The organism is Halomonas sp. DP5Y7-2, assembly GCF_019802025.1.
Taxonomy (GTDB): domain Bacteria; phylum Pseudomonadota; class Gammaproteobacteria; order Pseudomonadales; family Halomonadaceae; genus Halomonas; species Halomonas litopenaei_A.
Window position 1 is genome coordinate 118,248 of the sequence record NZ_JAHVHY010000005.1, and the last position, 18,719, is coordinate 136,966.

20 protein-coding genes are annotated in these 18,719 nt (G+C 63.2%); 4 read left to right on the top strand and 16 right to left on the bottom strand.

Translation table 11 applies throughout. The annotated features are described in order from the left end of the window. The first annotated feature begins 243 nt into the window (after positions 1–243). Complete coding sequence (locus tag KUW18_RS10465; RefSeq protein WP_224907534.1) at positions 244–840, top strand: carboxypeptidase-like regulatory domain-containing protein; 597 nt, start codon at positions 244–246, stop codon at positions 838–840. A 28-nt stretch (positions 841–868) separates the two neighbouring features. Here KUW18_RS10465 and hda read toward each other — a convergent pair whose 3' ends face one another. After that, positions 869–1,570, bottom strand: a complete 702-nt coding sequence (gene hda, locus KUW18_RS10470; RefSeq protein ID WP_206944611.1) for a DnaA regulatory inactivator Hda — start codon at positions 1,568–1,570, stop codon at positions 869–871. Further along, on the bottom strand, positions 1,567–2,673 hold the full coding sequence (locus tag KUW18_RS10475) for an AI-2E family transporter (RefSeq protein ID WP_206944613.1): 1,107 nt from the start codon (positions 2,671–2,673) through the stop codon (positions 1,567–1,569). The genes hda and KUW18_RS10475 overlap by 4 nt, the downstream gene beginning before the upstream one ends. Positions 2,674–2,845: 172 nt before the next feature. On the opposite strand from KUW18_RS10475, the gene purM reads away from it, so the two are divergent. Both purM and purN read left to right on the top strand, forming a co-directional pair. Next, on the top strand, positions 2,846–3,916 hold the full coding sequence (purM, locus tag KUW18_RS10480; RefSeq protein WP_222163344.1) for a phosphoribosylformylglycinamidine cyclo-ligase: 1,071 nt from the start codon (positions 2,846–2,848) through the stop codon (positions 3,914–3,916). Beyond that, positions 3,913–4,644 carry a phosphoribosylglycinamide formyltransferase gene (purN, locus tag KUW18_RS10485; protein WP_222239210.1) on the top strand — a complete coding sequence of 244 codons (732 nt, stop codon included), beginning with the start codon at positions 3,913–3,915 and terminating at the stop codon, positions 4,642–4,644. The genes purM and purN overlap by 4 nt, the downstream gene beginning before the upstream one ends. A 158-nt stretch (positions 4,645–4,802) precedes the next feature. On the opposite strand, the gene dcd is transcribed toward purN, so the two are convergent. The 4 genes from dcd to arfB all read right to left on the bottom strand — a co-directional run bounded on the left by dcd (position 4,803) and on the right by arfB (position 8,905). Then, on the bottom strand, positions 4,803–5,369 hold the full coding sequence (gene dcd / locus KUW18_RS10490; protein ID WP_206944619.1) for a dCTP deaminase: 567 nt from the start codon (positions 5,367–5,369) through the stop codon (positions 4,803–4,805). A 161-nt stretch (positions 5,370–5,530) separates the two neighbouring features. Further along, positions 5,531–6,334: an iron-sulfur cluster carrier protein ApbC gene (gene apbC / locus KUW18_RS10495; protein WP_206944767.1), complete on the bottom strand. Its 804-nt coding sequence runs from the start codon at positions 6,332–6,334 to the stop codon at positions 5,531–5,533. Positions 6,335–6,493: 159 nt separating this feature from the next. Further along, positions 6,494–8,083 (bottom strand): hypothetical protein, encoded by a 1,590-nt coding sequence (locus tag KUW18_RS10500; RefSeq protein ID WP_222486011.1) that lies wholly within the window; start codon positions 8,081–8,083, stop codon positions 6,494–6,496. 411 nt (positions 8,084–8,494) lie between these two features. Continuing rightward, positions 8,495–8,905, bottom strand: coding sequence for an alternative ribosome rescue aminoacyl-tRNA hydrolase ArfB (gene arfB / locus KUW18_RS10505; protein WP_222163347.1), 411 nt, complete (start codon positions 8,903–8,905; stop codon positions 8,495–8,497). Between the two features lie 117 nt (positions 8,906–9,022). On the opposite strand from arfB, the gene KUW18_RS10510 reads away from it, so the two are divergent. Then, positions 9,023–10,009, top strand: coding sequence for a YihY/virulence factor BrkB family protein (locus KUW18_RS10510; RefSeq protein WP_222561372.1), 987 nt, complete (start codon positions 9,023–9,025; stop codon positions 10,007–10,009). On the opposite strand, the gene KUW18_RS10515 is transcribed toward KUW18_RS10510, so the two are convergent. From KUW18_RS10515 to KUW18_RS10560, 10 genes are all read right to left on the bottom strand, one after another. Continuing rightward, on the bottom strand, positions 9,945–10,166 hold the full coding sequence (locus KUW18_RS10515; RefSeq protein ID WP_206944627.1) for a LapA family protein: 222 nt from the start codon (positions 10,164–10,166) through the stop codon (positions 9,945–9,947). The two genes, KUW18_RS10510 and KUW18_RS10515, sit on opposite strands and share 65 nt — an antisense overlap. A 219-nt stretch (positions 10,167–10,385) precedes the next feature. Then, positions 10,386–11,861 (bottom strand): phospholipase D-like domain-containing protein, encoded by a 1,476-nt coding sequence (locus KUW18_RS10520; RefSeq protein WP_222561373.1) that lies wholly within the window; start codon positions 11,859–11,861, stop codon positions 10,386–10,388. Between the two features lie 127 nt (positions 11,862–11,988). After that, positions 11,989–12,600 (bottom strand): HupE/UreJ family protein, encoded by a 612-nt coding sequence (locus KUW18_RS10525; RefSeq protein WP_222561374.1) that lies wholly within the window; start codon positions 12,598–12,600, stop codon positions 11,989–11,991. A 62-nt stretch (positions 12,601–12,662) separates the two neighbouring features. Further along, positions 12,663–13,313, bottom strand: coding sequence for an urease accessory protein UreG (ureG, locus tag KUW18_RS10530; protein ID WP_222561375.1), 651 nt, complete (start codon positions 13,311–13,313; stop codon positions 12,663–12,665). A 127-nt stretch (positions 13,314–13,440) separates the two neighbouring features. Next, positions 13,441–14,136 carry an urease accessory UreF family protein gene (locus tag KUW18_RS10535; protein WP_222561509.1) on the bottom strand — a complete coding sequence of 232 codons (696 nt, stop codon included), beginning with the start codon at positions 14,134–14,136 and terminating at the stop codon, positions 13,441–13,443. A gap of 8 nt (positions 14,137–14,144) precedes the next feature. Beyond that, positions 14,145–14,750: an urease accessory protein UreE gene (ureE, locus tag KUW18_RS10540; RefSeq protein WP_222561510.1), complete on the bottom strand. Its 606-nt coding sequence runs from the start codon at positions 14,748–14,750 to the stop codon at positions 14,145–14,147. A gap of 134 nt (positions 14,751–14,884) precedes the next feature. Continuing rightward, positions 14,885–16,588: an urease subunit alpha gene (gene ureC, locus KUW18_RS10545; RefSeq protein WP_206944636.1), complete on the bottom strand. Its 1,704-nt coding sequence runs from the start codon at positions 16,586–16,588 to the stop codon at positions 14,885–14,887. Then, positions 16,585–16,923, bottom strand: coding sequence for an urease subunit beta (locus KUW18_RS10550; protein ID WP_206944645.1), 339 nt, complete (start codon positions 16,921–16,923; stop codon positions 16,585–16,587). The genes ureC and KUW18_RS10550 overlap by 4 nt, the downstream gene beginning before the upstream one ends. Before the next feature lie 90 nt (positions 16,924–17,013). Next, on the bottom strand, positions 17,014–17,316 hold the full coding sequence (ureA, locus tag KUW18_RS10555; RefSeq protein WP_206944647.1) for an urease subunit gamma: 303 nt from the start codon (positions 17,314–17,316) through the stop codon (positions 17,014–17,016). 57 nt (positions 17,317–17,373) lie between these two features. After that, positions 17,374–18,309: an urease accessory protein UreD gene (locus KUW18_RS10560; protein ID WP_222561376.1), complete on the bottom strand. Its 936-nt coding sequence runs from the start codon at positions 18,307–18,309 to the stop codon at positions 17,374–17,376. Positions 18,310–18,719: the final 410 nt, after the last annotated feature.

The following is an 18,719-nucleotide window of genomic DNA, read 5'->3' on the forward strand; positions in this document are numbered from 1 at the left end:
GCGGCCCCCGATCTCCATCGGGGGCCGTCTTGTATCTGCAGGATCTGCAGGATCTGCAGGAAGCGTCAAGGCGCTGTCTACCGACACTGCTACCAAGGCGACCGCCAACGCCAAGTAATTCGGCAACGGCACTCGCCTGAACGACGCCAGTCGTTCATCAGCGGCCCCCGATCTCCATCGGGGGCCGCTTTGCGTTAAGCTGATGGGGCACAGGGCCTACTGACATGAAAAGGAGACCTCGCCATGAAGGCATTCCCCCTGCTGTCACGCGCAACCCCACTATGGGCCGTCATGCTGCTGGCCGCCCTGCTGACCGGGTGCCAGGGCATCAGTACGACGGGCACGACTCGCGCCCCAGACGTGATCGAGATCGGCGAGCCGGATGTGACAGTGGAGCAGCCAGGCCCGAGGGATGACCAGCCCACCGCCGACCAGGCTCGGGTCCCGCGTGAGATTCCTTTCCCTGCGGACGTCTACGCCAAGCTTCCCAAGAGCGGCAGTGCGGTGCTGTCGGGTCGCCTCACGCTCAACACCGACGCCGGACCGGTGATCGGTGCCAACGAGACCGTCTCGCTCGCTCCCATCACCAAGTATTCCGCCGAAGCGGCGGCCCAGGCGCTGGCAGGCCGTGCGGTGGAACGCGCAGATCCGCGGGCGCGGGAGTACACCCACACCACGCGCACTGACGGCAATGGCTACTTTCAGCTGCGAGACCTTCCCCCTGGCGACTTCTACGCCTCCGGGACGGTGGTGGACCCCGCCACCGGCATGCGCCAGATCGTGATCAAGGAAGTCTCGCTAAGCAACGGCGGGCACAGTGAAGTGCAGTTGAGTCGGTAAGTCGACGGCGGCAACCCGGTTGCCGCCTCTACCAATCCAGAGCGCGCTTGACGAAAGGGATCGTCAGCTTGCGTTGCGCCGATAAAGAGGCGCTATCCAGCACGTCAAGACAGCGAAACAACTCGCCAAGCTCGCGGGGACCACGGTGCAGAATATAGCGCGCGACTTCGCCGGGCATTTCCATGCCCCTCACCCGGGCTCGCAATGTCAGAGCGCTCATGCGGTCCTCGTCGGACAAGGGTCGCAGGTGGAAGGTCATGCCCCAGGTCAGCCGTGACGCAAGATCCGGCAGCTGGACATCAAGCTGCCGGGGGGGCCTGTCCGCCGCAATCACCAGCCGCTTGCCGCTGTCACGCAGGCGATTGAAGGCATGAAATAACGCCTCTTCCCAGCGCTTGCGCCCGACCACTCTGTCCAGATCGTCGATGGCCAGCAGGTCGAGCCGCTCGATATCCTCCAGCATCAATGGAGGAAAGTGCCCGAGTTCTTCCAGGGGCAGATACAGCGTCCTGAAATCCCGGCCCGAAGCCTCATGGCACGCCGCCTGGAGCAAGTGGCTGCGCCCGACCCCCTCGCCGCCCCACAGATACAGAAACGACTCCCCATCGTCCTCGAACTGCTGACGCAGGCATTCGACCACGGGGCTGTTACCCCCCGCGTGATAGTTCTCGAAGGTGGCATCATCACGCAGCCCAAGCCCCAGGGGCAGCTGTGCAGGAGACCGGCTCATCGCACGTCCTCGTCGGCATTGGCTGCGGGCTGGCGAGCGCCGTCACGTCCCTGCTGATGGGCATCGTACAACGACGAGTTCTTGTAGGTTTCATGCAGGTAGCGCAGCACGACCATCACCATGGCGGCCACCGGCAAGGCCAGCAGCACCCCGGTAAAGCCAAACAGCTGGCCACCGGCAAGCACCGCGAAGATGACCGCCACAGGATGTAGACCGATCTTGTCGCCCAACAGCTTTGGCTGCAGCAGCGTACTCTCTACCAGCTGCCCGAAACCGAACACCAGCGCCACCCCCAACAGAATCAACCAGTCGCCGAACTGGAAAAATGCCACCACGCCAGCCACCGTGATGCCGACGATGACGCCCAGGTACGGAACGATACTGGCCAGCCCCGACAGCAGGCCGATCAACAGGCCAAAACGCACACCCAGAAGGGTCAGGCCTACCGCGTAGATCACCCCCAGGCACAGCATGACGATCAACTGCCCGCGCAGAAACGCCGCCAGCACCTCGTCACACTCCTTGGCCAAGCGCACGGCGGTGGGCTCCCACTGTCGCGGAAGCAGGCGCCGCACCTTGCCTACCAGCACGTCCCAGTCCAACAGCAGGTAGAAGGTCACCACCGGTATCAAGGCCAGGTTGGCCAGCCACCCGGCCAACACCAAGCCGGAGCGAGACACCTGTGCCAGCACACTGGCGGCCAGGGTGCCGGTTTCTTTCCAATTGGCCAGCAGCGCCTGGCGCAGCTGATCGAAGTCGGTGCTCAGGTCGAGACCGGTCCAGGATTGGAGCTGAGGCAGTACCGTGCTCTGAACCCAGTTCAGGATCGCCGGCAGAGCCTCGGCCAACTGACCAATCTGCCGCCCGAGCAGCGGCACTACCAGCAGCAGGGTCAATCCCACCAGCAGGGTCAGCAGCACAAACACGACCGCCACCGACCACTGCCGCGACAACCCGCGATCTTCCAGGCGATCGGCAATCGGGTCCCCCAGATAGGCCAGCACCATGCTGACAAAGAACGGCGCCAGCACCGGTTCGATACTCACAAAAAACCACAGTACGGCAGCTGCGACGGCGACGACGATCCACCACTGCTTGTTCATTCGCTGTTCCCCAAGAGACCACGTTTCCATGTGATGACGGGCCGGCCATGCATCATGGCTGCGACGGACGGTGCACAGTGCTACAATCCTCGCCCCCAACGTGCCCATTGTCTCACGTTCGCCCGGTGGTGCGCACCACGCCCGCGGGTCGACCGACTCCACAGGATCTGTCATGACCGACTCCTCCTCTTCCAAGAAAGCCTCGCTCAGCTACAAGGATGCCGGCGTAGATATCGACGCTGGCAACGCTCTGGTTGACCGCATCAAGGGTGTGGCCAAACGCACCACTCGCCCCGAGGTGATGGGCGGTCTCGGTGGCTTCGGCGCGCTGTGCCAGCTGCCCACCGGCTACCGCGAGCCTGTTCTTGTGTCCGGCACCGACGGCGTCGGCACCAAGCTGAGACTGGCCATGGACCTCGGTCGCCACGACACCATCGGCATTGACCTGGTCGCCATGTGTGTCAACGACCTGGTGGTGGCGGGAGCAGAACCCCTGCTGTTTCTCGACTATTACGCCACCGGCAAGCTTGACGTCGACATTGCTGCCGACGTGGTGACGGGCATCGGCGCCGGCTGCGAGCAGGCGGGCTGTGCCCTGGTGGGTGGTGAAACCGCAGAGATGCCAGGCATGTATGAAGGCAGCGACTACGACCTGGCCGGCTTCTGCGTGGGCGTCGTGGAAAAGGACGAGATCATCGACGGCTCCAAGGTCGGCGCGGGTGATGTCCTGCTTGGCTTGACCTCCTCTGGCCCGCACTCCAACGGTTACTCACTGATCCGCAAGATTCTGGAAGTCTCTGGAGCCAAGCTCGACACCGACATCGACGGTCAGCCGCTGGGTGATGCCCTGATGGCCCCCACCCGGATCTACGTCAAGCCGCTGCTGGAGCTGCTGCGTCATGACGACTATCAGGTCCATGCGCTGTCGCATATTACCGGCGGTGGCCTGCTCGAGAACTTGCCCCGCGTGCTGCCGGAGCACCTGACGGCCCATGTCGACACCAGCCGCTGGCAGCGCCCCGCCGTGTTTGACTGGCTGCAGCAGCAGGGCAACGTCGACGAACATGAAATGCACCGCGTGTTGAACTGCGGCATTGGCATGGTTCTGGTGGTGCCTGAGGCACAGGCCGACCAGATCAGAGCCCATCTGCAGGCCCAGGGTGAAGGCGTGCACCGTATCGGTGTCATCGCCGAGCGCCAGGGTGATGAGGAGCAGGTACAGCTGGAGCAGTCCGGGTCATGAGTGACGGCGTCAACGATGGAGAGCTGAACGGTTTCACTCCCGAGCAGGCCTCCCTGCCCAGAGTCGTCGTGCTGATTTCCGGCGGCGGCAGCAATCTTCAGGCACTGATCGATGCACAGACCCACGATGAGCTGGGCGGCGAGATCGTCGCAGTCGTCTCCAATGTTGCCGATGCCCATGGTCTCAAGCGGGCTCGGGACGCAGGCATCGACGCCGTCGCGCTGCCCCATCGCGAGTACGAAAGCCGCGATGCCTTTGATGGTGCGCTGATCAAGGTGATCGAGCGGCATGAGCCTGACCTGGTGGTACTGGCAGGCTTCATGCGGATCCTGACGCCGCGCTTTGTGCAGCGCTTCCTGGGCCGGATGCTCAATATCCATCCCTCCCTGCTGCCTGCCTATCAGGGACTGCACACCCATGCCCGCGCGCTGGCCGACGGCGTTGCCGAGCACGGCTGCAGCGTGCACTTCGTGACCGAAGAGCTGGACGGTGGACCGGTGGCTATCCAGGCGGCGGTCAAGGTGCAGGCCGATGATGATGAAGCCAGGCTGAAAGAGCGTGTGCTCAGCCGTGAACACCTGATCTTCCCAATCGCGGTACGCTGGTTCCTGGAGGGACGGCTACGCCTCGAGGGCGACATTGCCACCATCGACGGCCAGCCTCTGCCGCCAGGGGGCATGCGCCTGTCTCATGAGGATGCCGCCGAAGAGCTGGACGAGGATGAGTAACAGCGCCACGCCATAAGCTTGCCGGACGCCAACTCCGTCAGCGCCCACGCTGTCTGGCGCCACGAGCTGCAGTCGAAAAAGCCCGCTGACATGGTCAGCGGGCTTTTTTCGCTACCCAGCGCTGATACCCCCTACCGAGGGCTAGCGCTCTTCAGCCATCAGGTACGCGGCAGGGTGACGCCGCGCTGTCCCATGTACTTGCCGCCACGATCCGCGTAGGAGGTGGCACACACCTCGTCGGACTCGAGGAACAGCATCTGCGCCACGCCTTCGTTGGCGTAGATCTTGGCCGGCAGGTTGGTGGTGTTGGAAAATTCCAGGGTCACGTGGCCTTCCCACTCGGGCTCCAGCGGGGTCACGTTGACGATAATGCCACAGCGGGCGTAGGTCGACTTGCCCAGGCAGATGGTCAACACGCTGCGCGGGATGCGGAAGTACTCAACGGTGCGCGCCAGCGCGAAGGAGTTCGGCGGAATCACGCAGACGTCACCCTTGACGTCGACAAAGCTCTTTTCGTCAAAGGCCTTGGGATCGACCACCGCCGAGTGAATATTGGTAAACACCTTGAATTCATCGGCGCAGCGAACGTCATAGCCGTAGCTCGAGGTCCCATAGGAGATGACCCGCCGTTCGTTGACGTAGCGAACCTGGTCGGCCTCGAAGGGCTCGATCATGCCCTCGTTTTCGGCCATGCGGCGGATCCATTTGTCGGACTTGATGCTCATGGGACTTCCTGCTGGGTGCTCAAAGAGTGGACGCGTTCGGTGGGGCCACATGATAGCGGCCCCCCGATGCCACGTCACGATGCAATAGTCACGCCTGCCCTGTGGGTGCTTGACCCGGGTCAGCGCCACCAGGCTACGTTCGTGTCGCTGGGACTGATGCTCTAGTCGCTGAAGCTGATACTCGGGCCATCATCACCGCCCTGGGCACCAACCTGCTCTGCCACCTGGCGAGCCATCTCACGGAAGGACGTCGCGACCTCGCCTTCAGGCTCTGCCACCACGCTCGGCCGCCCACTGTCCACCTGCTCGCGAATCGTCAGGGAAAGTGGCAGCCGGCCCAGCACTCGGGTGTCGTACTCTGCGGCGATCCGTTCGCCACCGCCTTCACCAAAGACCGGCTCGCTATGGCCACACTGACTGCAGGTATGCAGGCTCATGTTCTCGACAACGCCTAGCACCGGCACCTTGACCTTGCGGAACATCTCGATGCCCTTGCGCGCGTCGAGCAGGGCAATGTCCTGGGGCGTGGTAACGATCACGGCGCCATCGACGGGCACCTTCTGCGCCAGTGTCAGCTGGATGTCGCCGGTGCCCGGGGGCATGTCGATGAACAGGTAATCCAGTTCGTTCCAGCGGGTCTGGTTGAGCATCTGCTGGAAGGCGCCAGCCACCATGGGTCCGCGCCAGACCATCGGCTCGCGCACATCCACCATAAAGGCCATGGACATCGCCTGGAGCCCGTGAGCTTCGAGGGGCAGGAACTGGTTTTCCCCACTCGCCTGTGGCCGCACACCCTCACCGACACCCAGCATCTGGGCCTGGCTCGGTCCATAGATGTCGGCATCGAGAACGCCGACACGATAGCCCTCGGCGGCCATGGCCAGCGCCAGATTGACGGTCACTGTCGACTTGCCTACGCCACCCTTGCCGGATGCCACGGCGACGATATGCTTGACCCCTTCGATCACGTCTCGCTCCTGTTACCAGATGGGTGCGGATAGCCCGCCGGGCCAGTATAGAGGCAGCGACGGGCGAGGTTAAGCCGGATCACGCATGAATGGCGTCCACTACGCAACGAGCGAGCCCGTAGGCTCGCTCGTTGCGGGTACTGCGCTCCATCGTTGTTACTGACGGCTATCCTCGGCGGCGTCATCTCCTGTTACCGCGGAAGCGGCGTCACGCACCTTCTCGGCGGCCTGGCGGGCGACATCCTTTACAGTTTCCACTGCACCGGCGGCGCCTGCCGCGACTTCATCCGTCCACCCGTTGGTGGACGCTTCATCCGTTTCGGAGGTCTGCTCGCTCGCGGCGGTGCTGTCTTCTGCACCCGAGGCCGTGCTCTCTTCAGCGCCCGATGCCGTGCTCTCCTCAGCACCCGAGGCCGTGCCTTCTTCACCAGCACCGGCACCAGCGCTCTGCTGCGAGGACTGCTCCTCGTCGCTGGAGGGCTTGCCCGTGGCTTCAGCCGACGCCACATCCTCGTCGTCCGCCGCGCTTTCATTAGAGCCTTGCTCGCTGGCGGCTGCCGCGCTCTCACCGGACGACTCGGTGTCGCTCTGGCTGGCCGGATCGGCAGCCGAACCGGTGGGTGAGGCGCTGTCGTCGCCATTGACCGAGGCCCCATCAGCGACGGAAGTCGGGCGCTGGCCATCCCCCTGGCCGCTGCGGATGACCTCGACCGACCCAGTGCTACCTCCGTTCTGCGCGGAGGAGCTGGAGTGACCGGCCGCCTCAGCGGTAGCACGATCCAGGTTTTCCAGCTCGATGCGCCAGGTATCCAGCTGTCCATTAAGGCGCGCCAAGCGCTGGCGGCGCTCTTCGGCTCGCGCTTCGAGCTCCTTGACCTTGGCAAACAGTTCGTCGCGACGGGCCACCGCCTCTTCGGCGCGGGCCTCGGCCTGACGTACGCGGGCCTCGGACTGCTCGCGCGCTTCGGCGTTCTCGGCAAGAATCTGTTCGAGGCGGGACTGAGCCTGCTCGGCTTGCTGCTGAGCCTCCTGCTGCTCGGTCTCCAGCCGTGCCACCTGCTGTTCGAGATCGCCCACAGACGTCTGTTTTTCCTCGATGCTGCTGCTCAGGTCGGCAAGCCGCTTTTCGGCGTCATCGATGTCACTGGTCAGCGACTCTGACTCGGCCTTGAGGGTATCTCGCTGTTCGATCAGTGACTGCTGCTCGCTCTGGGCTTCTTCCAGCCGGTTGCGAGCGGCCACCAGATCGGATTCCAATGCGGCTTGGGTGGCTTCCAATTCCTTGAGGTCCGCTTCCACCTGGGCGGCCTGTTCCTCGGCGCTGGCGCGAGCAGAGCGGGCGGCCTGCTCCTGTTCCTTCAGCGTCGCCAGCTGTCCGCGCAACTCCTCAAGCGAGGTCTCCGCTTCCTGCCACTGCGCCACCTGGCTTTCCAGCTCGTCACGCTGAGCGGACAGGGTCTCTTGGCTCTCTTCCAATCCTGCTACCTGCTCGCGCAGGGTCTGAACGCGAGACTCGCTCGCTTCTAGCTCCTTGGAGAGCGCGGTGCGAGCCTCATTATTGGAGCTGGCACTCAACTGGGCACCGATGGCCCAGATCAAGCTCACACCCGCTACCGCTGCAATGCCCTTCACCCGATGATCCGAGAACAAGCCAGAGCCACCTGAAGAGGCGGGTGCAGGCTGAGTCTCGCTACCACGGCCATGTTGCTCGGTATTATTGTCCTTGTCGGGGTTGATCTCTTCCATTCGGGGTCTCCCTGGGGGTGCAATGATTCGCGTCCGTTATATCTTATCGCGCCACGCCACACGCCTGCGCCGTGGCAGCGATCCTTTCTTGTGCCGTTACTCTTGCGTCGCGCTGTCCTTCGCAATGCCCTTCGCCATGTTCTTCACCAGGCCTTCGCCATGTTCTTCACCAGGCCCTTCGCGATGCCCGCCGGAACGCTGGTCCAGCTAGTCACAGCATACTGCCAGTGGGCTACAACGTCAGGGGCAGCCATTGGCGAAAGTAGGCCTTAGCAAGCATTATCAAACACTACTCCTGGGCCTGACTCCTGCGGGCTCTAACCGCCACCGCCTGCCTCGGCTTTGACTGCTGGCCGGCCCAGCGGTTCCCCCTGTTGCGTCCTCTAGCGATGGCTCGCCCCAGCATGGCGACTAGCTATCCGGTCTGGCACGCAGGGCCTTGACCTTGCCGCGTTGCTTCTTGCCCTCGAGCCGACGTCGTTTGGCCGCCTTGCTCGGCTTGGTCGGCCGCCTCGCCTTGGGCACTACCAGACCTTGCTGCAACAGCGACTGCAGGCGTGCCAGTGCCGCCGCTCGATTGGCTTCCTGGGTGCGTTCGGACTGCGCCTTGATGATGACCACGCCGTCCTGGGTGATGCGGTGGTCGTTAAGCGCCAGCAGTCGCTCCTTGACGTCGTCAGGTAGCGTCGAACTGGCGATATCGAATCTCAGATGGATCGCTGACGCTACCTTGTTGACGTTCTGACCACCGGCGCCCTGGGCACGTATCGCGGTCATCACGATATCGCTGTAGGGGATCGACAGGCGTCGACTCAATTGCATGCTCTGCACCTCCTTCGTCCATGCCGGTGCCGTCGCGGCAGTGGATTCACCGCGCGTTTGACGCTAATGGTGCGTCCGAGCGTATCATGCCTTATCCCTCAAGGACGATTTGGGCCCATGACCGCACCACGCTGGTATCAACACGCCATGTTCACCCTGCTGCCCCGACTGGCTTTGTTCATGTGGCGGGTCTTGAGCCAGTTCCTGCATAACCGGGGGATGCTGCTGGCCGGCGGTGTTGGCTTCAATATCCTGCTGTCGACCATTCCACTGTTCGCTCTGATGGTGGTCGCCATGGCCCAGGTGGTGGACGAAGATCAGCTGATCAATGTCATCACCCTGCAGGCGCGCCACATTGCCCCGACCCACGCCGAGGTCATGCTGGAGTCCGTGCGTGCGCTGCTCGACTCGCGGGATGCGATCGGGATCTACGGTATCCCGGTGCTGCTGCTGTTCAGTTCCTTTGCCTTTCGCATGCTGGAAGACGCGTTGGCACTGATCTTCCGCAAACCCGACGTCAAGGATAGCCGCAGCCTGTGGGTCTCCTTTCTGCTGCCCTATGCGTTCATGCTGGTACTCAGCGCTGCGCTGCTGGCGTTGGCCATGGCAGTCAGCCTGGCTAACACCTTGAACGGTCTCTGGATGGCGATCAATGGCAAGGAACTGCCGCTGGCATCTCTGTCGGACACTGCCCTCAACCTGACCAGCTTTCTCGGGGTTTTCCTGCTCTTCAGCGCCATCTACAAGGTTCTGCCGGTGGTGCGAATATCGCTCAGGCGGGCGCTGGCGGGCGGGTTTGCCGCCGCCTTGATGTGGGAAGGCGTCAGGATCGCGCTGGTCTACTATTTCGCCAACCTGTCGCTGGTCAGTGCCGTTTATGGCCCGCTGGCCACGCTGATCGTGGTCCTCTTGAGCCTGGAGATAGGCGCCGTCATTCTTCTGCTGGGCGCCCAGGTCATCGCCGAACTCGAACACAACTGCCGGCTAGGACTGGCATGGCACCAGGATCCACGCCGGCGTCTGGCCACCGCGTCAGCGGTCAATGCCGATGGGTCTCCTTGCCCTTCAAGCGACGAATCAGCCCCATCAGACCCCGGCCGCTGACCATGCCCAGCAGATAGATCACCACGACCAGCAAGGCCATCGGCATCGCGATCGTCCAGCCAAGCAGATTCACCTGCACCATGTCGATGTTCTGCACCACCACAATGGCCACCAGCGCCAGAATCACCACCTTCACCACCAGCCAAACCTTGTCCATTGCTTGAGCACTCCTTGTGCCAATTTTCACTCAATGACATCGTCGCCACGCCGGCCGGACGTGGCAGACAGCCTCCAGGGGGAACGCGGCCCAAGGCACAGGCGACATACCGGGCCAACCGTGCAAAACATGGGCACGCTGGTCAAAACTGTCAAGTTGCGGCGCCAACGCGTCTCACCCCGCCCGCGTTAGCCCGCCAAGCTCCCGGCTCCGCGTCGCTCAGAAGGTCGACAGGCCGGTGGCTTCCATCACACGATAGCGCCACGCTGCCAGCCGACCACTGGCGTCCCGCTCGCTCCAGGCGCGGCTTGCCCGGTGATGGGGAGGCGACTCCCAGCGCAGGTCGAACCATTGCCCCAGGGCATCGATCACCGGCAGCTCCCGACCTGTTACCTCGACACTGCTTTCGAGATTAAGGTTATCCAGGTTGCGCCGGGTCAGATTGGCGGAGCCAAGAATGACCGCATCGCGTGCAGACGGATCAGCCGTCGCCTCCTTGCGTAGCAGCACGACCTTGCTGTGACATTGTTCTCCCGACGTCAGACACCAACGCACCTGAACCCCCGAGGCCAGCAGTTCCTCGGCAACGGGCTGGTTGGGCAACCCACCCTTGCTGAAACCGAATGCCTCGCGGTTGGGGTCCAGCAGCACCCTCACCGTGGCGCCGCGTGACGCGGCGCGTTTCAGTCCCGCGATCACCTCGCGATGGGCCAGGTAGAAGGCGGCAAGATCGAGCCTGTCGCCTGGGGAAGCCTCTTCGATACGCGCCAGCACGGCGTCACGGATGGCTCCCTCAGTCAGCAGTCTTGCCTCGGCGCCTGACGACTGGCGACGGTCAGCGTTGCCTGGTCCTGTCTCTCGACTATCGGGCAAGGCCACCTCAACGCCGGACCATGACGCTACCTCAGCCTCCGAGGCGATCACATCGCCGGCCAATGCACCATCGATACGTAGCGCTACATTGGAATGCAGGCTACTGGCGTCATGGGGATTTGCCGTGGAAATCAGCGTCGACCAGCCTTGGGGCGTATCGACCGTCAGTGTCTTGCGATGGTTGGCACGGAAGTTGAGCAGCGCCAGATAGCTTCGTAGCGTCACCGGCTCGCCGCCAAACGCATTGGGCAACCAGCCTCCTTCACTATCGTTGCCGAGACGATGCAGGCCGAGATGCCAGAGTCCGGACCACAGCGGGTTGGAGGCGCGCAGTCTATCGAGCCGAGTCATGACCAGCTCAACCCCGGCGTCTTCCAGGCGCTGGTAGAGCGCCACCTGCTGCCCCCCGTAAAGGGTATTGAGAGGATCGGTGATCACCACGATACGCGGCGCGGGATCACGCTGTCGTGCCGCTACCAACGCATCCGTCAGACGTTCGGCGATAGGCCTGAAACGGGCGCTTCTCGCCCCCGCCTGGCCCTCCAGGCGATTGAACAGGAACATGTCCATCACGATCAGGCGGCGGGCCTCGCCGATCATCGACACCGCCTCGTCGAAGATCTGCTGATCCAGCTGCTGTTGTCCCCGCCGGTCGTACCAGGTGCGATCGGCAAGCAACGACACCCGCTCGACCGAGCGCATCGGCCACGCCTTGCCCACGTCGCTGGGCAGCGGCTTGACGCTTTGCCAGATGGCCATGCCTGGCCACGCCAGCAACACCACCAGCAGGCTTCCTTTCAGTGCTTTACCCAGCCATCCCATGGCGCTTCCTTTTCGTTGGTCGAGTGGCGCCGATGATAGCGTAAAACCCCGCGCAACAACGGAAGCGCCCGGCACGAAGCCGGGCGCGGTCCCTGAGTCACACCAGCGGGCGTACCCCGCGGCGGCCTCAACTCATGGCCAGGATCCCACCGCACAGGGCAATAACGGCACCCAGCGCGCGCAGCAGGCGCTGTTCGCGCGCGGCCAGCCAGCCACCCAGCGAGCGTGCCAGCAAGGTAATCGCCAACGTCGAGATCGAGAACCCGATGACATAGCCCACCACAGACGCGGCGGCCGGCATCTCGGCGCCGTGGGCGATGCCGTGCAGCGCCATCACCGCCACCACCAGCACGCCGCCTAACGCTGTCGGTAAACGCAGCAGCGCCGCTGTCATCACACCAGCCACCAGCACCGACATGGCGATGCCGCTCTCGACCCCCGGAAGCAGCGACGGAGAGACCCAGCCGGCCAGGGCGATACCAGCCCCCACCAGCATACCCACCAGCGCCAGCAGCGGCGTCAGTCGACGCATGCTGGTGCCCTGCCCAAGACTCCACAGGCCGATGGCTGCCATGGCCAGCAAATGGTCAAGCCCAAGCCAGGGATGCATCAAACCGCTGGCAAGACCACCGTGCTCTACCCCATGACCGGGATGTGCAAACACCACCGGCGCGGCCAGGCTCAAACCCAGGGCGGCCACCGCCGGAACAACATGAGACGCAGTGATGCGCTGTGTCATGACAAACTCCTTGCAGACAAAAGACGCCACGCCAGGCGCGGCCATATTCCCTTGCGGAACGCTCAGGCTTGGACCGCCTCGGTACGACGATCGGGCAGCATGCCCCGCTCGAGTATAAAACTGATAATGGTCTCTAGACCGACCCCGTCGTACAGGTTGGCAAAGACAAATGGTCGATCTCCTCGCATCTTGCGAGAATCACGCTCCATAACGTCCAGAGAAGCATGCACCTGCTCAGCGATGTCGATCTTGTTGATGATCAAGAGATCGGACTTGGTAATCCCAGGACCACCCTTGCGCGGAATCTTGTCCCCCGCCGACACATCGATGACGTACAGCGTGAGGTCAGACAGCTCCGGGCTGAAAGTCGCCGACAGGTTATCGCCTCCGGACTCCACCAGTACCAGCTCGAGCCCCGGATGACGCTTATGGAGATCATCGATGGCCGCCAGATTCATCGAGGCATCCTCACGTATCGCGGTATGCGGACAGCCACCAGTCTCGACCCCGAGAATGCGATCGGGCGACAGCGCCTCATTGCGGGTCAGGAAGTCCGCATCTTCCTTGGTGTAGATATCATTGGTCACCACGGCGATATCGTAATGATCTCGTAGCGCTCGACAGAGCTGCCTGAGCAATGCGGTCTTGCCGGAACCCACTGGACCGCCGACACCGACGCGTAGACATTGGGAGGGAGTCGTAGTGCTGGTCATGGCCTTCTCCTGGCGGTCGTGCCTGGCCCACGCTCGGGGCCAGGATGATGGTAAGGGCGACGTTCGGTCATGACGTCGATACCTTGTCTTTCATGTCGTCAAGCCATAGCGCTGGGCAAGGGCTTGCTTAGCTGCGAAACAGGCGCGAGTACTGGGTCTCGTGCAGGCTGCTGGCAAGCGCGACGCCAGGCAATGCCGGACCGAGCTCGTCATCTCGCAGCGCCTCGGCGCGCTCCACCGCGTGGACCAGCGCCGGACGCAGCCGTTCTACTATTCGCTGTGCTGCGGTATGCCCCAGGGGCAGTGCCTTGCAGGCCGCTGCCAGCTGGTTCTCAAGCCAGGCCCAGGCAAACCCCAGCATGGCGCTGTGCGGCAGCACCCGGCGCTGCACTGACAGCGCCGCAAAGGCGGTCACATAGCCTGGCGCAGCAGGCAACGCTGTCTCGGGCAGCAGGCCAAGATTGCCCATCAGGCGTGTCAAGGAAGCCCCCAGCTGGCGATCTTCCTCCAATAGCTCACGGGTCTCGCGGACTGCGGCGAGCCAGCGGTCCCACTCTGCAACAAGGGACGCATCGCCTGCCTGCCAGGCCGTCATCTGGCGCATCAGCACCGGCAGTTCACACATCGCCAGGCCATCCTCCAGTACCCCCTCCAACCAGTCACCCAGGCTGGACTCGTCGGTGACCCAACCCAGCTCAAACGCGCTTTCCAGTCCCTGGGACCAGGCGAAGGCCCCAATCGGTAAGGCTGGGCTGACGAGCTGCAACAGGCCCAGCAGCGCCAAGTCGCCTAGCGCAAGGTCCGGTGAGGAAGCCGTCGCCATTGCGGACATCAGACCGGCTCCCTGGACGGGTCCTGAGACTGGCCGGAAGGCGCCTGCGAGTGCGCATGGGAGTGATCGTGCGAGTGATCGTGCGAATGCTGGTGCGAGTGCCCGTGCGAGTGCCCGTGCGAGTGCCCATGGGAATGTCCGCCCATGGTGTAGGCGCCCGGCTCCGGATCGAAGGGGGCCTGGTGTCGCTCGAGGATGGCGCCCAGCCGCTCGGCGAGCTCTTCCAGCACATGATCGGGGGCAATCCGCACGTAGCGGCACTCCTGCCCCTGGAAAACGCCGCACCCGATGCCCAGCGTCACATGCCGGTTTCCCAGGTGATAGCACAGTCGCGCCAGGGCCAGGTCCGATTGCGGTCCAGGCAGAATCCAGGCACTCACTACCGGTTCTGGGGCCGCCACTACCCTCACGCACACGCCATCGTCGCTGGCCAGTCCGTCACCATGGCGCAGCACCGGTCCGCGCTCCAGGAACAGTCCAGCTCCGCGCCCGCTATCCAAGGTGACCCTCAGGCGTCCCTTGATACGATCGTCATAGGCCAGGGTCAGCGTGTCTTCGGCTTGGTCCTCCGCCAGCGGGCCAAGACGCTGTGTCAATGACAGCAACGTGCTCATCGATATCTCCTAAAATGTAGTGCGGCCGCGACTTGCGGTTCTCCCTATTTCCACCACCTCACCCCACGGGCAGCCCTAGGGTTTGTGCGAAAAGTCGACGAGCGCAGGCACTTTTCAGACACGCCCTAGAACAGGTGGTAGCGCTGTGCAAGGGGCAGTACGTCCAGCGGCTCGCAGGTCAAAAGCTCGCCATCACAGGTCACCTCATAGGTCTGGGCGTCAACCTTGAGGTCGGGGCAGCGATCATTCAGTTTCATGTCGCGCTTGCGGATGCCGCGCACGTTGCGACATGCCACCAGCCGGCTGGCCAAACCCAGTGACTCCTTGAGTCCTGAGTCCAGCGCTGCCTGGGACACAAAGCTCACTCGCGTCGCCGCAGCCGCTTGCCCCAGCGCACCGAACATCGGCCGATAGTGCACCGGCTGTGGCGTCGGAATCGAAGCGTTGGGGTCCCCCATGGGCGCCATGGCGATCATTCCGCCCTTGAGAACCAGAGCAGGCTTGACCCCGAAGAACGCCGGATCCCAGAGCACCAGATCCGCCAGCTTGCCCACCTCGACCGACCCGATTTCTTCGGCCATACCATGGGTGATTGCCGGATTGATGGTGTATTTGGCGATGTAGCGCCGAGCGCGAAGATTGTCTGCACCGCACGCCTCATCCTCGGGCAGCAACCCGCGCTGGACCTTCATCTTGTGGGCCGTCTGCCAGGTACGGCATACCACCTCGCCTACACGCCCCATGGCCTGTGAGTCAGAGGCGATCATCGAGATCACCCCCATGTCCTGCAGGATGTCTTCGGCGGCGATGGTCTCCCGACGAATACGCGAATCAGCAAAGGCCACGTCTTCGGGAATATTCGGGTCCAGATGGTGGCACACCATCAACATGTCCAGGTGCTCATCGACGGTATTCACCGTGTAGGGCCTGGTGGGATTGGTCGAGGATGGCAGCACGTACTCTTTCGAGCAGGCGGTGATGATATCCGGCGCGTGCCCGCCACCCGCTCCCTCGGTGTGATAGGTGTGGATGCCCCGTTCCTTGAAGGCGGCCAGCGTATCCTCGACAAACCCCGACTCGTTGAGGGTGTCGGTGTGGATCGCGATCTGCACGTCATAGCGCTCGGCAACGCTTAGACAGGTGTCGATGGACGCAGGCGTGGTCCCCCAGTCTTCGTGCAGCTTGAGCCCCATGGCGCCTGCCTCGATCTGAGCTTCAAGCGCCTCGGGCAGGCTGGCGTTGCCCTTGCCCAGCAGGCCGATGTTCATCGGCAGGCTGTCGCAGGCCTTGAGCATGTGATGAATGTGCCAGGCGCCAGGCGTGCAGGTGGTGGCATTGGAGCCGGTTGCAGGCCCGGTGCCGCCTCCCAGCATGGTGGTGATGCCGCTGGCCAGGGCCTCATCCACCAATTGAGGACAAATGAAATGCACGTGGGCATCGATGGCACCCGCCGTAAGGATCTTGCCTTCCCCTGCGATGACCTCTGTCCCCGGCCCGATGACGATGGTGACATCCGGTTGGGTATCCGGATTACCGGCCTTGCCGATGGCAGCGATTCTGCCCGCCTGCAGCCCGACGTCGGCCTTGACGATGCCCCACCAGTCGAGAATCAGCGCGTTGGTGATCACCGTATCCATCACCGCGTCATCGACACGCTGGCTTTGCCCCATGCCATCACGGATCACCTTGCCACCGCCGAACTTGACCTCATCACCGTAGTGGGTCGCATCCTGCTCGACCTCGATCCACAGCTCGGTATCCCCCAGGCGCACCCGGTCGCCCACGGTGGGCCCGTAGATGTCGGCGTAGGCTTGACGACTGATCTTCATGACGGGTCTCCCTGAACATCCGATGCAGTACCCAAAGGCCCCATGACCTCGCCACGAAAGCCATAGATGTGACGAGTGCCAGCAAAGCTGACCAGGGTGACCTCACGGGTCTGGCCCGGCTCGAAACGCACGGCGCTGCCGGCAGCAACATCCAGCCTGAAGCCACGCGCCTTGACGCGGTCAAACAAGAGCGCGGGATTGGTCTCGGCGAAATGGTAGTGCGAGCCGACCTGGATCGGCCGGTCGCCACGGTTGGCCACCTCGATGGTCACCCGCTCGCGCCCTTCACACAGTGCGATCTCGCCGTCCTTGAGTTGGTATTCTCCGGGTATCATGCCTCGCCCTCTGATGGTCCGTTGGCAACGGTCTACTCCCATGTCGCTGCTGCAAGCCGCTGCGGCAGACGACACTGAGCAGGCATCCGTTCAGGTAATCGGATGATGGACGGTCACCAGCTTCGTGCCGTCAGGAAAGGTGGCTTCGACCTGAACTTCGTCGACCATGTCGGCAACGCCCTCCATGACATCGTCACGGCCCAGGATCTGTTTGCCGTAGCTCATCATCTCGGCGACGCTGCGCCCCTCACGGGCCCCCTCCATGATCTCGCAGCTGATCAACGCGACCGCCTCGGGATAGTTGAGCTTCAGGCCCTTGGCCCTTCGCCGTTCTGCTACTAACCCCGCGGTAAACAGCAGCAGCTTGTCCTTGTCTCTCGGTGTCAGCTCCATCGTTACTTCCTCAAGGTCAGACGACACGACGCTCGCTAGACGACGGTCGGCGTGGAGTCAGGTGAACCAGATGCGCGGCGGACAGGCCGTGCGCTCCAGCAACATCGGTCTTAGCAGTTTCCAGGCAGCCTCACACAGCGTCCAAGCTTCATGCCGCGAGTGCCCGAGATAGCGCAGCAGCAATACGCCGTCACGCAGAGTGACCGCCCATGGCTGTTGCATCATCGAGGGTGAAGACAGATCGACGACATCGTCGGTGCGTCCCCGTCGGCCCGCCAGCTGTTCACGCAGCACCTCCACCGCTGCCGCGCCATCGTCCAAGCCTACGGCCCAAAGGGTGGCCTGAACGCTGCAGCCACGCTGGCCCCAGGCGCCGCTGAAGCGGCGGTGAAGCGGATCAAGCGGCTGACGCTCGATCCACAGCGGCTGGCCATCTCGGGCTAACCTGAAGCTCTGTTCCAGGTAGCCGCTGGCAAACGGCAGGTCACTGGCAGGCCGGCCCAGGGCGAGCACCTCCCAACCCAGGCAGCGCGCGTCCCCGTGCAACTCGATCTCGGTAGATTGGCGCCCACGAGAGCCATCGAAGGCAATGGTTTCCTGAGGCAACCACTCGAGGCTGGCGCCGGGCTCGACCACCAGCCGGGTGCGCTGGGACCAGCTCACCTCGTTGCTGTCCGCCCGATACAGCTTGTTAGCGGCAGGGGTCGTGAGTAGTGCGCTGGCACCGCTTGCCACCCGTGCTTGAATGTCCAGCGCATCACCGCTGACCAGCCCGCCCGGTGGATGCAACAGGTAGACGTGGCAGGTGCCGTCGCGTCCTTCGGGGTAAAAGGGTCGCTGCACCCTCAAGGGGCCACGGTGGTCCACTCGGTGCAATCGAGTCGCTGCACCATCATGGCGAAAGCCCAGTGACAGGCTCGCCTCCCAGCGCCGTCCCGCGTCAAAGCGATGGCCGTGCCGATCGGTCACATCCTGTAGTGTCTGCGCGCTCATGGCTCTCCCGGACGATGGTTCGTGGTGACGCCGTCTGGCCACGCCACACAATACTGCCCGATGACGGTGCAATGGTCGTACCACCTCACCTTTAAATCCTGTTTTTTACTTTATTATCAATGACATATAGTGCACCGAAAGTGCACCAGGAAGCCCCCTTAGCTATCTAAGGCACCAACTCGGTGCACCGCGAAGCGCATCCAGCATCATTTTGGTGCGCATGTCGCTATTGCTGTGGACCTCGTCGCCAGGACTGTGCAGCGTGGTCACTTGTCTGCCTGAGACCTCCCCCGCCCTTCCTGCCGCTCTTCCTGCCGCCCTTTCTGCCGCCCTTCTTCTACCTTCCCTCCACCGTCCTTCGATCGCCTTCCTGTCACGCCGCTTGCTACTGCCGTTAACCCTGCCTTAAC